This is a genomic window from Candidatus Ruminimicrobiellum ovillum (assembly GCF_002392975.1).
Lineage (GTDB): Bacteria > Elusimicrobiota > Endomicrobiia > Endomicrobiales > Endomicrobiaceae > Ruminimicrobiellum > Ruminimicrobiellum ovillum.
Genome location: NZ_DGIC01000009.1, coordinates 393,830 through 409,479, shown reverse-complemented (window position 1 = coordinate 409,479; position 15,650 = coordinate 393,830). Strand labels below are relative to the sequence as shown.

General features: G+C 32.7%; 15 protein-coding genes and 2 rRNA genes (1 of these 17 cut by a window edge). All 17 read left to right on the top strand.

Annotation, left to right across the window (positions count from 1 at the left end; all coding sequences use genetic code 11):
* A 23S ribosomal RNA gene (locus tag B2Y85_RS04665) occupies window positions 1–938 on the top strand (it extends 1,969 nt beyond the left edge of the window).
* A 98-nt stretch (window positions 939–1,036) separates the two neighbouring features.
* Window positions 1,037–1,153 (top strand): 5S ribosomal RNA (rrf, locus tag B2Y85_RS04660).
* Window positions 1,154–1,503: 350 nt separating this feature from the next.
* Complete coding sequence (locus tag B2Y85_RS04655) at window positions 1,504–2,016, top strand: hypothetical protein (protein ID WP_372519308.1); 513 nt, start codon at window positions 1,504–1,506, stop codon at window positions 2,014–2,016.
* 73 nt (window positions 2,017–2,089) lie between these two features.
* Complete coding sequence (locus B2Y85_RS04650; protein ID WP_372519307.1) at window positions 2,090–3,571, top strand: ArnT family glycosyltransferase; 1,482 nt, start codon at window positions 2,090–2,092, stop codon at window positions 3,569–3,571.
* A gap of 1 nt (window position 3,572) precedes the next feature.
* Window positions 3,573–3,992 (top strand): GtrA family protein, encoded by a 420-nt coding sequence (locus tag B2Y85_RS04645; RefSeq protein ID WP_372519306.1) that lies wholly within the window; start codon window positions 3,573–3,575, stop codon window positions 3,990–3,992.
* Window positions 3,993–4,010: 18 nt separating this feature from the next.
* Window positions 4,011–5,567 carry an NAD(P)/FAD-dependent oxidoreductase gene (locus tag B2Y85_RS04640; RefSeq protein WP_372519305.1) on the top strand — a complete coding sequence of 519 codons (1,557 nt, stop codon included), beginning with the start codon at window positions 4,011–4,013 and terminating at the stop codon, window positions 5,565–5,567.
* A gap of 15 nt (window positions 5,568–5,582) precedes the next feature.
* Window positions 5,583–6,416 (top strand): YihY/virulence factor BrkB family protein, encoded by an 834-nt coding sequence (locus B2Y85_RS04635; RefSeq protein ID WP_372519304.1) that lies wholly within the window; start codon window positions 5,583–5,585, stop codon window positions 6,414–6,416.
* A 69-nt stretch (window positions 6,417–6,485) separates the two neighbouring features.
* On the top strand, window positions 6,486–6,614 hold the full coding sequence (locus B2Y85_RS04630) for a hypothetical protein (RefSeq protein WP_372519303.1): 129 nt from the start codon (window positions 6,486–6,488) through the stop codon (window positions 6,612–6,614).
* A 70-nt stretch (window positions 6,615–6,684) separates the two neighbouring features.
* Window positions 6,685–7,650 carry an ATP-grasp fold amidoligase family protein gene (locus B2Y85_RS04625; protein ID WP_372519302.1) on the top strand — a complete coding sequence of 322 codons (966 nt, stop codon included), beginning with the start codon at window positions 6,685–6,687 and terminating at the stop codon, window positions 7,648–7,650.
* Between the two features lie 73 nt (window positions 7,651–7,723).
* On the top strand, window positions 7,724–8,368 hold the full coding sequence (locus B2Y85_RS04620; RefSeq protein ID WP_372519301.1) for an OmpA family protein: 645 nt from the start codon (window positions 7,724–7,726) through the stop codon (window positions 8,366–8,368).
* Window positions 8,369–8,453: 85 nt separating this feature from the next.
* Complete coding sequence (locus tag B2Y85_RS04615; protein WP_372519300.1) at window positions 8,454–8,921, top strand: S-ribosylhomocysteine lyase; 468 nt, start codon at window positions 8,454–8,456, stop codon at window positions 8,919–8,921.
* A complete protein-coding gene (locus B2Y85_RS04610) occupies window positions 8,905–9,627 on the top strand; it encodes a 5'-methylthioadenosine/adenosylhomocysteine nucleosidase (RefSeq protein WP_372519299.1) in 723 nt (240 codons plus the stop codon). The genes B2Y85_RS04615 and B2Y85_RS04610 overlap by 17 nt, the downstream gene beginning before the upstream one ends.
* Window positions 9,628–9,697: 70 nt before the next feature.
* Complete coding sequence (locus B2Y85_RS04605; RefSeq protein ID WP_372519298.1) at window positions 9,698–10,096, top strand: DUF805 domain-containing protein; 399 nt, start codon at window positions 9,698–9,700, stop codon at window positions 10,094–10,096.
* A 38-nt stretch (window positions 10,097–10,134) separates the two neighbouring features.
* Window positions 10,135–10,440 (top strand): DUF805 domain-containing protein, encoded by a 306-nt coding sequence (locus B2Y85_RS04600; protein ID WP_372519297.1) that lies wholly within the window; start codon window positions 10,135–10,137, stop codon window positions 10,438–10,440.
* 296 nt (window positions 10,441–10,736) lie between these two features.
* Window positions 10,737–11,261 carry a 50S ribosomal protein L10 gene (rplJ, locus tag B2Y85_RS04595; protein ID WP_372519296.1) on the top strand — a complete coding sequence of 175 codons (525 nt, stop codon included), beginning with the start codon at window positions 10,737–10,739 and terminating at the stop codon, window positions 11,259–11,261.
* A gap of 81 nt (window positions 11,262–11,342) precedes the next feature.
* Window positions 11,343–11,723: a 50S ribosomal protein L7/L12 gene (gene rplL / locus B2Y85_RS04590; RefSeq protein WP_372519295.1), complete on the top strand. Its 381-nt coding sequence runs from the start codon at window positions 11,343–11,345 to the stop codon at window positions 11,721–11,723.
* A 137-nt stretch (window positions 11,724–11,860) separates the two neighbouring features.
* Window positions 11,861–15,634, top strand: a complete 3,774-nt coding sequence (gene rpoB, locus B2Y85_RS04585; RefSeq protein WP_372519294.1) for a DNA-directed RNA polymerase subunit beta — start codon at window positions 11,861–11,863, stop codon at window positions 15,632–15,634.
* The last annotated feature ends 16 nt before the right edge of the window (window positions 15,635–15,650 follow it).

Sequence of the window (15,650 nt, the reverse complement as noted above, 5' to 3'; positions counted from 1 at the left end):
AAGTTCCGACCTGCACGAATGGTGTAACAAAGAGGGCACTGTCTCAACGAAAGACTCGGCGAAATTGTGGTACCCGTGAAGACGCGGGTTGCCTGCGGCTAGACGAAAAGACCCCGTGGAGCTTTACTGTATCTTAGCCTTGAATTATGGAGTTTAATGCGTAGAATAGGTGGGACGCTTCGAAGCTTGGCTTTTGGGCTAGGTGGAGCGGAAATGTGAAATACCACCCTTTGAGTTCTGTGGTTCTAACTCTCAGGTTTGAAACAACCGAGAGGACATGGTTAGGTGGGCAGTTTAACTGGGGCGGTTGCCTCCTAAATAGTAACGGAGGCGTACAAAGGTATCCTCAGGACCAATAGAAATGGTCCAAAGAGTGCAAGTGCAGAAGGGTGCTTAACTGCAAGACCTACAAGTCGAGCAGATGCGAAAGCAGGTACTAGTGATCCGGCGGTTCAGTGTGGAATTGCCGTCGCTCAACGGATAAAAGCTACCCCGGGGATAACAGGCTGATACCATCCAAGAGTCCATATCGACGATGGTGTTTGGCACCTCGATGTCGGCTCATCTCATCCTGGGGCTGGAGCAGGTCCCAAGGGTTTGGCTGTTCGCCAATTAAAGAGGTACGTGAGCTGGGTTCAGTACGTCGTGAGACAGTACGGTCTCTATCTACCGTGGGCGCAGGAAATTTGAGGGGGCTCGTTCTTAGTACGAGAGGACCGGAATGAACATACCTCTGGTGTTTCTGTTGTTCTGCCAAGAGCATTGCAGAGTAGCCAAGTATGGTTAAGATAAACACTGAAAGCATATAAGTGTGAAACTTGCCCCAAGATAAGATTTCCCCGAAGACCACCCGTAGACTACGGGTTTGATAGGCAAGAAGTGTAAGTACAGTAATGTATTCAGCTAACTTGTACTAATCGGTCGTTTGGCTTGGTCACATTCTCTAATCTGGTAATTGACTTTTTTATAAAAAAGTTGTAGAATTTGTCTATTAAGTTAAGTTGTTCTTTATAAGTACTTTTGAAATTGAAAAATTTCTGGTGACTATACCTGTGAGGTCACACCCGATCCCATTCCGAACTCGGAAGTTAAGCTCATATGGGCCGATGGTACTTGGACCGCAGGGTCCCGGGAGAGTAGGTCGTTGCCAGATTCTTTATATAAGCAGATACATAATAAAATGTGTATCTGCTTTTTTATTACATAAAAAAACAGACACATTTTATAGCGACCGTATATTTTGGACTACACTTTTGTGTTTTAAAATCTTATGTACCGCTTCACTTATAACGATAATTACTAATTAATAATTTCTAATTACTAATTGTTTTAAGTTTCTTCATTCTAACCTAAAATCTTAAAGTCTCTAACAACAGCTGTTTTGTCATACCGGTCCTGATCCGGTATCCCGTCGTTCCATCTCTTAAATTTTAAAAATTTATATTGTCAAATTAAACTTTTATTTATATAATAATTACCAATATTTTGTATCGGAGAATAAAAATGAAAAAAATAGTAAGTTTAATAATGTTTTTAAATTTGATTTTTTGTGTGGGAGTTTTTGCGGAAGATAAAGTAAACACCGACGAAGATATTTTAAATAAAAAAGAAATGGAACAAGCGGAAAAATATATTGAAGAAATGACATCTTTTGTAGAAACATTTATGAACAGTTTTAAAAATTTTGTTTACCAGGATGAAAAACAGGAAACAATAAATACCGATGAAAAGAAATTGTCTGGTGTAACTTTATTTTCAAAAAAGAAAGACGGAGAAGTTATAACAAAAGAACAAATACGAATATTTCAAATTTTAAAACCTAACACTGCTCTTGCTAAGGCAGGCAGTTTCCCTAATGAAAAATTAATGTTGCTTGTCGGTGACGATGATGATTTGTATTATGATGATCAAAAAATTAATATTCCGGAAGGTAAAGCCGCAAAGCAAGTCGGAATTTATCAATACAATACAAAAAGCGGAGAATTAAAAACTATTCCTGCCGTAAAAATTAAATAAAAATAATATTATAAAGTATTAAAGAATAAAATACTTCTCTATAAATTTTTATTTAATCATTTAATTTCTTAATATGAAAGAAATAAGTTTAGATTTTATATTTACTAAAAAATTTTTATTCTTTTTGGTTGTAGTTGTTGCTTTTGTTGCCTTTTTTCATAGATTAGGTGAAGCACCTTTAAGCGGTGATGGTATAGGTTATGGACAAATAGCAAAAGAAATGACAGTAACCGGAGATTATTTAACACCGTATCATGATGGTGTTCCTATATTTTATACAAGCAAACCTCCTTTGCTTTATTGGATGATGGCTTTCAGCGGTAAAATTTTAGGTTTCAGTAATTTTTCCGTAAAGTTGCCTGTTGCATTGTTATCTTTTTTATCAATAATTTTTTTGTTTATGTTCGTAACAAAATATTACGATTACATTACGGCTTTTTTTGCATCGATAATACTTATTTTTACGCAACAATATTTGCATCACGGAAGAAGTGTTGTAACTGACGGACCGTTTGCACTGTTTTTTATGCTTGCTCTGTTTTGTTTTTATATTGCAAGTAACGATAAAAAATCCTTTTATTATTATTTGATGTCTTTTTTTATAGGTCTTTCGATTATGACAAAACAAGCTTCCGGGTTATTAATATATTTTGTCATTTTAGGATATTTGTTTTTATCAAAAAGCAGGAGTGCATTAAAAAATATTCATTTTTATTTATCTTTTTTGTTGGTTCCGTTAATTGTTTTGCCGTGGCATATTGAAATGTATAAACGTTTCGGAGATAATTTTGTTAAGGAATATTTTTATTCGACGATTAACAATGTTCAAGGGTGGGGTAACGGTTGGACTGAAGATAAAGTAAATTATGCAATGTCTGCAAAAAAATATAATTTTTTTTATGAGTGGTATATTTATTTGCAGTTGTTGGTAAACAATTATTGGCCATGGTTACCGTTTTTAATATATGGAATTTACGCCAAACTAAGAAAAACAAAAGATATAATAGTAAACGATAAAAGAAGGGACATTTTTGTTTTGTGTTGGGCTTTAGTTCCTTTAATAATTTTCCAAACAGCAAGTGAGAAAAACGGTAACTATTTAAACATATTGTATCCCGTCTTTGCTGTAATAGCCGCCGAAGTATTAAATTCTTTTTCGCAAAAAACGGTTCAAAAAATTATAAAGATTTTAGTTGCTGTTTCAATATTTGCGTCGATACTTTTTATCGGTTTCCCGATAGTTTCAAAGGGTATAGATGCTCAAAAATTGACGGATCCGATAAAACTTATTCCGGTCGTTAATACAATTGATAAAAACGAAAAAATAGTAATAAGAAAAGAGGATAATTTTGTTTTTAGTTCAATGTTTTTGTTTTATGCAGACAGAGGAAACATTACATTGTCGGATGAAGATTTTGAAACAAAAATACAGGAAGACCAAAAATATTATTTTGCTTCATATAAAGATTCTTTTATGCGAGATATTTTAAAAAAATATGAAAATAAGATAAAATTATTAGCCGAAACGGAAAAAACAATATTGTTTACCAACTGAAATGTTAAATAAAATAAAAGAAATTATTGTAACAAAAACAGATAATTCTTACTTACAATTTATAAAATATTTTTTTGCAAGCGCAATAGCATTGGTTGCGGATGTTGCCGTTTTATATATTCTTACCGAATATGCACACTTATATTATTTGATTTCCGCAACAATATCCTTTTTGGTTGGAATAGCAATAACTTATATATGCAGTAAATTGTATATTTTTACTAAGACAAGTATAAAAAATAAAACGGCCGAATTTACGATTTTTCTCATAATAGGGGTTATAGGACTTGTTCTAAATAATGTTTTTTTATATGTTTTTACGGAATACTTGGGATTGTATTATATGTTATCAAAATGTTTGGTTATAGTAGTAACTTACTTGTGGAACTATTTTGCAAGAAAAAAATTTATTTTCAGTTAGTAATATAAAGAGGATAATATGTCAAAAACAGCAATAATCATCGGAGCAGGACCGGCAGGGCTTACAGCTGCTTACGAACTTCTTACAAAAACGGATATAAAACCTGTAATATTTGAAGCTACCGACGATATCGGCGGGATATCAAAAACATTTAATTATAAACAAAACAGAATGGATATGGGCGGACACAGGTTTTTTTCAAAGTCCGATACCGTTATGAAATGGTGGACGGATTTAATGCCGATACAAACTGTACCGTCGAAAGATGATATTTTGTTAACCAGAAAAATAGATTTGTCCAAATCCGATAAGGAACAAGATCCGAATAAGACAGACGATGTAATGCTTGTAAGAAACAGGCTTTCAAGAATATATTTTTTGAAAACTTTTTTTGATTATCCGGTATCTTTATCTTTTTCAACAATGAAAAATTTGGGAATTGTAAGAATAATAAAAATAGGGTTCAGTTATTCTTACAGTTTGTTGTTTAAAAGAGAAGAAAAGAATCTTGAAGATTTTATGATAAACAGATTCGGTAAAGAATTATATTTAACTTTTTTTAAAGATTATACACATAAAGTTTGGGGTGTGGAACCAAAAGATATTCCGGCAGATTGGGGAACTCAAAGAATAAAAGGGTTATCGATAGTAAAATTGTTGCAACAAGCAATAAAAAAAGTGTTTGGCGGAAATAAACAAGATTTAAAACAAAAAAATACAGAGACAAGTTTAATAGAAAAGTTTTTTTATCCTAAATATGGTCCCGGACATTTTTGGCAGTTGGTGGCAAAAAAAGTACAAGAGCTTGGCGGGAAAATAGAATTGAATAAAGAGATAGTTAAATTTGAAACGGAAAATAATGTGGTGAAGTCTGTTATTGATAGTTCCGGTAACAAATATGAAGCCGATTTCTTTTTCTCGAGTATGCCTGTCAGAAATTTAATAGACGGGTTTGATAATAAAAGTGACGATGTTAAAAGAGTTTCGGACGGATTAGGATACAGAAGTTTTATTACCGTAGGTCTTTTAGTAAAAGATATGATAATAAAAAATAATACTAAACTAAAAACATATAAAAACAGAGTTCCTGACGATTGGATATATATTCAAGAAAGAGAAGTAAAACTTGGAAGATTGCAGGTGTTTAACAATTGGAGTCCGTATTTGGTGAACGATTACGAAAACACGGTTTGGTTGGGTCTTGAATATTTTTGTGATGAAAATGACAATATGTGGAATATGAAAGATGAAGATTTTATAAATTTTGCAAAAAAAGAGTTGGCTAAAATAAAAATAATAAAAGAAGAAGATGTTTTGGACGGTTGTATAGTAAGAGTTCCCAAAGCTTATCCGGGATATTTCGGAACATATAAAGAGTTCGATGTAATTAAAAATTTTGTAAATAAATTCGAAAATTTATTTTTGGTGGGAAGAAACGGTATGCACAAATATAACAATATGGATCATTCGATGCTTACTGCGATAACAGCCGTTTCAAATATAATAAAAGGCATTAAAACAAAAGATAATATTTGGGCTGTAAATACCGAGCAAGAATATCATGAAAGTAAATAGATAAGGTTTAGAGATATGATAAAAAAGATTTATGATACGATAAAAAAGGCTGTATCTGTCATATTAAGAGAAGATATTTTTGGGTCTGCAGCCGAAATGTCGTATATGTTAACATTAAGTGTTTTTCCGTTACTTCTTTCTTTTATGGCGATATTTTCTATAGTTGGAAATACTGCATTTGTGAATGAAGCATTAAATACGCTTTCTCAATTTGCTCCTGCGGAGGTTATTGTTGTAATTCAAACTGTTTTAAAAGAAGTTACTTTGTTAAAAGGTTATTCGTTAGTTGCCATTATCGGTTTTTTAACAACACTTTATCTTGCTTCAAATTCAATATCTGTTATTATAAAATGTTTGAATCAGTCCGACAAAATTAAAGAGACAAGGGGTTTTATTCATACAAAAATTTTATCGATATGTATGGTTTTTGTTTATGTTATATTTTTGTTTTTCAGTGTTAATCTTATAATTTTCGGACAGACTATTTTAAACTTAATTTCAAAATATGTTCATATTATTCCTTTGGAAGTTTCTCAACTTATTTTGTTGTTAAGATGGCCGGTAACGTTTATTTTAATTTTTGTTTTGGCGGGAATAAATTATTATGTGTTGCCGGCAAAAAAAGTTAAAATAAAAGCGATAATTCCCGGTTCTGCTTTTTTTACCGTTTGTTGGTTGTTGGGTTCATGGTTGTTTTCAATATATATAAACAATTTCGGTTCATATAATAAAGTTTACGGTTCTATTGCCGCATTTGCAATATTGATGATTTGGTTATATTTTACTTCCATCATAATTTTGATAGGCGGTGAAATAAATAATTATGTTTCGGAAAGAGTATCATATTGACTATTCCCTTTTTTAGTGATAAAATAACACTTGTGGAGTTTATTTAAATTTTTTATGGAGGTATGTAAAATGAAATTAGGCGGCGGAGACATTAAGTTTGGCGGACCTATGATAGAAAAGTGCGGCGGTTCTGAATTATTGAAAAACGGTGGACCAAGCGTTGAAGCTATGAAAAACGGTGGAGCGACACCGAAATAATATTAAAAATTTGTTTTATAAATGAGTATCCCTCGGCTTTGCCGGGGGATATTTGTTTTAGGTATGGAATATGAAAATATTTAATTTTGTAAAAACACCGGACGGTAGCAGAAAATTATATTTTTTTAACAAAAAAATATTAAGCTATAAAGTTCCGTGCAAATATAGGAAGTTGTATAAAAGAAGATTTGAAGATAATTTAACTCCCGAAGAGATAAAATATATTTTAGAAATTCAATTTGAATCTAGAATGGGGAAAAAATTGAATTTGTCCGATCCGCAAACATTCAACGAAAAACTGCAATGGCTGAAATTATATTATCGTAACGATTTATTGACAAAATGTGCTGATAAAGTTGAAGCAAGAGATTATATTAAAGAAGTTGTAGGCGAACAATATTTGGTGCCTGCTTTCGGAATTTATAACAGCTTTCGGGAAATTGATTTTGATAAATTACCGAGTCAGTTTATTTTAAAAGTTAATTGGGGATGTAAACAAAATTCTCTATGCAAAGATAAATCTAAATTTAACATAAAAAAGATAAGGAAAAAATTTACAACTTGGTTAAATCCGAAAAAAAATAATTATTACGGTTGTTTCGAATGGCAATATAAAAATATAAAACCTAAGATTCTTTGTGAACAATATCTTAATATAGTAAACGACGGTTTTTTAACAAATTACAGGTTTTTTTGTTTTAACGGTAAATTTAAAATTTTTTCCATTGTTTTGTTGAAAGACGGTAAACAATATGCAAATTTTTATGATACGGATTTGAACTTTTTACCTGTTAAACAAGCTTTTCCCAATAAAGAGGATTATGTTCCTAAAATAGCAAATTATAAAAAAATGGTAGAGTTGGCCGAAAAATTGGCAAAACCTTTTCCGCATGTCAGAGTTGATATGTATGAGACAAGTGATAAAAAAATTTATATTGGAGAATTAACTTTTACCAACTGGAACGGAACGGTACCTATAGAACCGGAAGAATATGACTATAAATTCGGACAATATTTGGATCTTCCGAAGATTTAAAATAAACTTGATATAAAAGGTATAAAATTATAAAATCTATGGAAACAAATTAAAAAAGGAGAGGAAGTAAAAGATGAAAAAAGTATTAGCTTTGTTGTTTTGTGCAGTATTGGTTAGTGCATGTACTACGCCGGGTAAAAAAACCGCAATCGGTGCGGGAGCAGGTGCAGCTCTCGGAGCAGCAGCAGGTGCAATAATTGCAAATAATACCGGCGGAAATTCTACTGAAGGTGCTATTTATGGAGCATTGGCAGGAGCAGCAGCAGGTGGTTTAATCGGTAACTACTACGATAAACAAGCAAAAGAGTTGGCAAAAATTGCAGATGTTAAGAAAACAGAAAACGGAATCGAAGTAACATTGAAAAATGATATTTTGTTCACAACAGGCAGTGCAGAATTGTCTGCAGCTGCAAAACAAACACTTACCGATTTGAACACTGTTTTGAAAAAGTATCCTGAAAATATAATTCAAGTTCAAGGTCATACGGATTCAACCGGAACACAAGCTTTCAACCAAACATTGTCTGAAAAAAGAGCAAAAGCAGTATATGATTATATATTGGCTAACGGATTACAAACATATGGTTTAACATATGTAGGTTTCGGTCCTAACCAACCAATCGCAACAAACGATACAGACGAAGGAAAAGCTAAAAACAGAAGAGTTGAATTGAAAATTACGGCAAATAAAGAATTGGTAGAAAAAAACAGAAAATAATTGTGTAATATAATTAAAAAGCAGAGAGAATTTTGTTCTCTCTGCTTTTTTTTGTAAAATAAACTAAAAAGTAGTCGGGATTAAAATGGAAAAAATCGCAAGTTTTACCGTTGATCATAATAAGTTGCAAAAAGGTATGTATATATCCAGAATAGACGGGGATATCGTTACCTATGATATAAGAATGAAAAAACCTAATAATAACGATTTCTTGTCTACCGGTCAAATGCATACATTTGAACATTTATTTGCCACTTATGCGAGGAACAGTGAAATTAAAGATAATGTTATATATGTAGGTCCTATGGGGTGCAGAACGGGATTTTATTTTCTTGTAAGAAACAATGTTCCTCATCAACAAGCACTTGATGTTGTAAGACAAACATTGGAATTTGTTAGAACGTTTGAAGGAACAATACCGGGCTCAACAAAAGTTGAATGCGGTAATTATTTGGATCACGATTTAAACGGAGCAAAAATTGTTGCCGTTGATATGATAAAAGTTTTAAAAGATTGGACAGCGGAGAAAATGGACTATGAATACCATATCTAAAATAGCGGTTATAGGTGCTATGGACTGCGAAATTTTTGCCATAAAAAAAGAACTGTTCGATTTGAAAGAAGAAAATTATGCCGATTTAAAAATATTTACCGGAACACTTAACGGTAAAATTGTTATATTGGCTCAAAGCGGTGTGGGCAAAGTAAATGCCGCACTTAACACGCAATATATAATAGATACATACAAACCTGACATTATTGTAAATACGGGTGTTGCGGGCGGTATTGCAGACGGACTTGATGTTGGGGATATTGTTATCGGAACATATCTTGTTCAACATGATTTTGATGTAACGGTGTTGGGATATGCAAAAGGATATATGTGTACCGGAGTAGAAAAAGACAAACCTACAAAATATTATTGTGATAAAGGATTGGTTGAAAAATTTCAATTTTGTTTGGAACAAAATATGTCAAAACAAAAAATTCATCTTGGAATAATTGCTTCAGGTGATAAATTTGTTTCCGATAAAGAAATAAAAAAAGAAATAAATGAATATTTCGGAGCTGTTGCCGTGGAAATGGAAGGTTGTGCCGTTGCACAAGTTGCAACAAGAAACAAAATTCCTTTTGTTGTTACAAGAGCAATTTCCGATTTGGCTGACGGAAAAACCGCAGAATATCAAAATGAGTTTGAAAAAAAAGTGTCTGAAGTTTCAACCGAAACAATAAAAATATTTTTAAAAAATTTGCAGTAAAATAAAAAAAATAATATCATATATGAAAATATGACTTTAATATACAAAATGAAAAACGGAGAATTGTAAAATGGATTTTAAAAAATACTGTAAAACTTATTTTACGGATATTATTTTTAAACAGTATTTTGAGTTTACCGGAAGAGAAGGCAGAAAGGTCTTTTGGTTGTTTGCATTGAATATGACTATTATAAATGTTATTTTGGGTTATATATCTGCAGGTTTTTTAAGTATGATACTTTCTATTCTTTTGTTTTTTCCTTCTTTAGGTTTGACGGTAAGAAGATTTCACGATATAAATTTTAGCGGTTGGTGGACATTGTTAGGTTTTATTCCCGTTATAGGAGCATTTTTTTTGGTAGTCTTTGCTTGTATTCCGGGAACCGATGGTGAAAATAAGTATGGTCCGGTTGTAGTTGATGCGGTTGCAAATAAAGTTGAAGAACCTGAGGTTGAAGATAAGAAGTAGTATTAATATAGTTTGTAAATAAAAAAAAGGAGCGTAAAATGAATTACGTAAAGACTTATTTTTTGGACATTATCACAAAACATTTCTTTGATTTTGGCGGAAAAGAAAACAGAAAAGTTTATTGGTTGTGGGTTTTAAATTGCTTTATTGTAAGTTTTATATTGGGACTTATTTCTTCAACAATAAGTTACATATTTTCTTTAGTTATTTTGTTACCTTCTTTGGGAATACTTGTAAGAAGATTAAGAGATGCAGGCTTTAGCCCTTGGTTGGCTTTGTTGTTGCTTATTCCTGTAGTAGGTTGGGTAGCTGTTGTTATACTTGCTTGTTTCCCAAGCAAATAATTATAATAAGTATAAAAAGTCGGACCGCCATTTCGGTATGGCGGTTCAACTTTTTTTAGAATATTAAAAAGTACTTGACAAAAAAAATTTTTTGTTGTAAAATCTTTACTAGTTCTTTAAGCAGTTTAATTTTTTTTATAAAAGGTTTAAGACAGCAAGGACCTGATAAAAAGGTTTAATATTTGTTTTACCTTGCCGAGACTGAGTGTAATAGTTTTTTTATTTGCTTCTCATTCTCGTGAGAAGTTTTTTTTATTTTAAAAAAATATATTTTTAGAATATAAGAGGAAAAGAAGATGCCAAACTTAAAAAATCAAGAAGCATTAAAAGATTTAACAGCAAAGTTTAAATCTATGAAAGGCATGATTATGACCGAATATCATGGTCTTTCGGTAGCACAAATTTCTGAATTGAGAAATCAATTAAGAAAGAGCGGTTGTGAATATTTAGTTGTAAAAAACACTTTAAGTAAAATAGCACTTAAAGAAATAGGTATGGAATCGGCAAATGAATATTTTGACGGGCCTACAGCTATAGTGGTTGAAGGTGATGATCCTGTATCTCCTGCAAAAATTCTTTCGGAATTTGCAAAAAAGAACGAAAAGTTGGTTATAAAAGCAGGTATATTGGACGGTAAGATAATAGCTTTAAACGAAATAAAAGCATTAGCTTCACTTCCTACAAAAGAAGTACTTATCGGCAAAATGCTCGGCAGCATGAATGCACCTATTTCAAATTTTGTCGGTGTGCTTAGTGCGGTTACAAGAAACTTTGTTTGCGTATTAAATGCAATTAAAGAACAAAAAGAAAAAGCAGCATAATTAATAGTTGTAAATTAAAAATAATTATAGTTAGTACTATAAAATAAAAAAATTAAAAAAAATAAATGGGGGAGTAGTAAAATGGCATTAACAAAAGATCAATTAATCGAAGAAATTTCAGCTATGTCTGTATTAGAGATGGCAGAATTAGTAAAGGCTTTGGAAGAAAAATTTGGTGTTTCTGCAGCAGCACCGGTAGCAGTAGCAGCAGCAGGTGCAGCAGCTCCGGCAGCAGCAGCTGGTGAAGAAAAATCCGAATTTAACGTTGTTTTATCAGCAGCAGGTGCAAACAAAATAGCTGTTATTAAAGTTGTTAGAGAAATAACAGGTTTAGGCTTGAAAGAAGCTAAAGATTTAGTTGACGGTGCACCGAAAACAGTTAAAGAAAATGTTGCTAAAGCAGATGCAGAAGAAATGAAGAAAAAATTAGCAGCAGCAGGTGCAACTGTAGAATTAAAGTAATTTAGTTTGCTATAAGTAAAACCAAAAAAAATATTGTAATTTTAATCTAAATACTTGACAAAAGATAATAATTAAGTATATAATAATTACTTAATTTTATCTTTTTGTCAAAATAAAATATAGTGGGTTTATAACTAATGAAACAAGTTAATTTTGGAAAAATAAAGTCACCAATTGATCCACCTTTACTACTTGGTATGCAAAAAAATTCTTTTGCAGATTTTTTGCAAAGGGATGTAGCTCCCGAGAAGAGAAAAGCTCAAGGTCTTGAGGGTGCATTCAGAGATGTATTCCCTATTAAAAATTCAGATGAAAGTTTGGAAGTGCAGTATGTTTCTTATTCTTTTGGCGAACCGAAATATTCCGTAACGGAATCGGTTGCAAGAGATGAGACCTATTCTGCACCTTTAAAAATCAAATTAAGATTAGTTTCAAAAAAAGAAGACGGAAAAGAAAGAGAAATTTCCGAACAGGAAGTTTATTTCGGAGATATTCCTTTAATGACTGATACCGCAACATTTGTTATAAACGGTGCGGAAAGAGTTGTTGTAAGTCAGATACATCGTTCTCCCGGAGTAATATTCGAGGAAGACGAAGAAAAGAAGGTTACCATATTCGGTAAACCTTTATATTTTGCAAGAATAATACCTTACAGAGGAGCATGGGTTGAATTTGAATTCGATCAAAATGGTCTTTTGTATGTCAGAATAGATAGAAAAAGAAAAATTTTGGCAACTACACTTTTAAGAGCAATAGGCTTTGAAAGTGACAGTGATATATTAAATCTTTTCAAAGAAACAAAGGAAGTTTCTTTGGATTTGGCTCCGTCGGCACTAGCAAACGAATGTTTAGCTGATGATATTTATGATACGGCAACCGGCGAAGTTTTATTTGATGCCGGAAAAGAATTGACCGAATCGGTTATTGAAAAAATGAAAGCAAAAGGATTAAAAACAGTAACCGTTTTGAAAGATGCCACAATTCTTTTAACATTGAAAAAAGATTCCATTAAAACACAGAAAGAAGCTGTAAATCATATTTATAAAGTGTTAAAAACACAAGAATTCATCGTTCAAGAAAGAGCACAAGGTTTCTTGGATGAATTGTTGTTTAAGTCCGTTAGAAGATACGATTTTACAACAATCGGAAGATATAAAATTCTTAAAAAATTAGCTCCTATATACGATTTTTATAAGAGAAAAACCGAAGGATATCCCAAAGAAATCAGATTGGGAATTCCGGCGGAAGGAAAAAGAACTGTTGCAAGAGAAGATATTGTTGCAACAATAAAGTATCTTTTGATGATATATAACGGTGAAACCGAATTTGTTGAAAACGGAAAGAAAATAAAGTTAGGTTTGGATGATATAGATCATTTAGGTAACAGAAGAGTAAGATCCGTAGGTGAATTACTTGAAAACCAAGTAAGAATAGGTCTTGTTCAAATGGCAAGACTTACAAAAGAGTATATGAACAGCCAGGATAAAGCTACTATTACACCGAGATCTTTAATGAACATAACTCCTTTTGTTGCACAAATAAGAAAGTTCTTCGGTACATCGCAACTTTCTCAATTTATGGATCAAATCAATCCGTTATCGGAACTTACACATAAGAGAAGACTTTCGGCATTAGGTCCGGGAGGTCTTAACAGAAAAAGAGCAGGATTCGAAGTTAGAGATGTTCACTATACACATTACGGTCGTGTATGTCCTATCGAAACTCCGGAAGGTCCGAACATCGGTCTTATAACTTCTTTGTCTGCTTATGCGAGAGTTAATAAATACGGTTTGATAGAAACTCCGTATAAAAAAGTGGAAAACGGTAAAACTACCGATAAAATAGAATACATGACAGCAGATGAAGAAGATGATTTGTTTGTAGCACAGGCAAATACACCTATCGATGATAAAGGTAATTTCCTTATAGATTCCGTTCAGGGAAGACATTTGAACGACTTCTTGTTTAAAACTCCCGAAAAAGTTGATTATATGGATATTTCACCTATGCAGGTTGTATCTGTTTCCGCAGGTCTTATTCCTTTCTTGGAACACGATGATGCAAACAGAGCTTTGATGGGTTGTAACATGCAAAGACAGGGGGTTCCTTTACTTGTTACGGAGCAACCTTTGGTTTGTACCGGTGTAGAAGATAAAGTGGCAAAAGATTCCGGTGTATGTGTAGTTTCAAAAATCGACGGTGAAGTAGTATCTGTTTCGGCAGATGAAATTATAATTTGGAACGAGAAATCCGGTGTTGAAGTTCATACATTAAACAAATATTTAAGATCCAACCAAGATACATGTATTAACCATATTCCTATAGTAAAAGTAGGAGATAAGGTTAAAAAAGGTGAGATAATAGCCGACGGACAAGCAACCAAGAACGGTCAATTGTCTTTGGGACAAAACCTTTTAATAGCTTTTATGCCTTGGGACGGATACAATTTCGAAGATGCTATTTTGTTATCCGAGAAATTGGTTCAAGATGACAGATTTACATCTATTCATATAAGAGAATTGGAAACCGAAGCAAGAGAAACAAAAGGAAGACCCGAAGAAATAACAAAGGATATTCCTAATGTTGGTGCCGAAGATTTGTTAAACCTTGATGAAAACGGTGTAATAAGAGTAGGTGCAACTGTTCAAAGAGGAGATATTCTTGTTGGTAAAACAGCTCCTAAAGGTGAACAACAAACTACTCCGGAAGAAAGACTTTTAAGAGTTTTGTTCGGTAAAAAAGCAGAAGATGTTCAAGATGTTTCTTTAAGAGTTGATCCGGGTATTTCCGGTAAAGTTTTGGCTGTAAGAACTTTTGTAAGAAGGGAAAAGCTTTCCGAAAAAGAAGCCAAAAAAAGACAGGAAGAAATAACATCCACATATAAGGCTGCAAAGTCTAAATTGGATAAAGAACAAAAAGAACTTTTGGCTAATGCAAAGAAATCCGAAAAAGCTAAAATAGAAGATTTATATAAAGCTAAAGAAGCTATACTTAAACAAAATTATGAAAAAGAAAAAGAAATGTTCAAAAAAGGTGACGAGTTACCTGTTTCGGTAAATAAGATTGTTAAAGTATATATAGCTGCAAAATTAAAAGTTCAAGTTGGAGATAAACTTGCAGGAAGACACGGAAACAAAGGTATTGTTTCAAGAATACTTCCCGTTGAAGATATGCCAAGACTACCCGACGGAACACCTGTAGATTGTGTTCTTTCTCCTCTTGCTATTCCTTCTCGTATGAATGTGGGACAGCTTTTGGAATCGATGTTGGGTTGGGCAGGTAAAGTATTAAATACACAAATGGTAACTCCTGTATTTGACGGTGCCAGCGAAGAGCAAGTTAAAGAGCAAATAAGAAAAGCTAAAGATTTGTTGGTATCACAAAAAACCGAAGAGTTTAAACAAAGAGGTTTTAAAGGTAAAGAATTGGAAGATGCTATAGAAGATTATAAACTTCATTATTTACCTACCGATGATTGCCAGATTACATTGTATGACGGCAGAACGGGTGAACCTTTCATGGAAAAGATTACCATCGGTGTAATGTATATGTTAAAACTTAACCATTTGGTTGAAGATAAAATGCACGCAAGATCAACCGGTCCTTATTCTCTTATCACAAGACAGCCGTTGGGCGGTAAAGCACAATTCGGAGGTCAGAGATTCGGAGAAATGGAAGTTTGGGCAATACAGGCTTATGGTGCAGCCTATGTATTGCAGGAATTTTTAACAGTTAAATCCGATGATGTTGACGGTAGAGTTAAAATGTATGACTCTATAATCAAAGGTGAGGCAATATCCGAACCGGGTATTCCGGAATCTTTCAAAGTTCTTATAAACGAACTTAGAGCATTGGGATTAAATGTTGATTTGTTAAAAAAAGGTGCAGAAAACAACAGTAAAGAAGACTAAATAAAATACGGAAGGG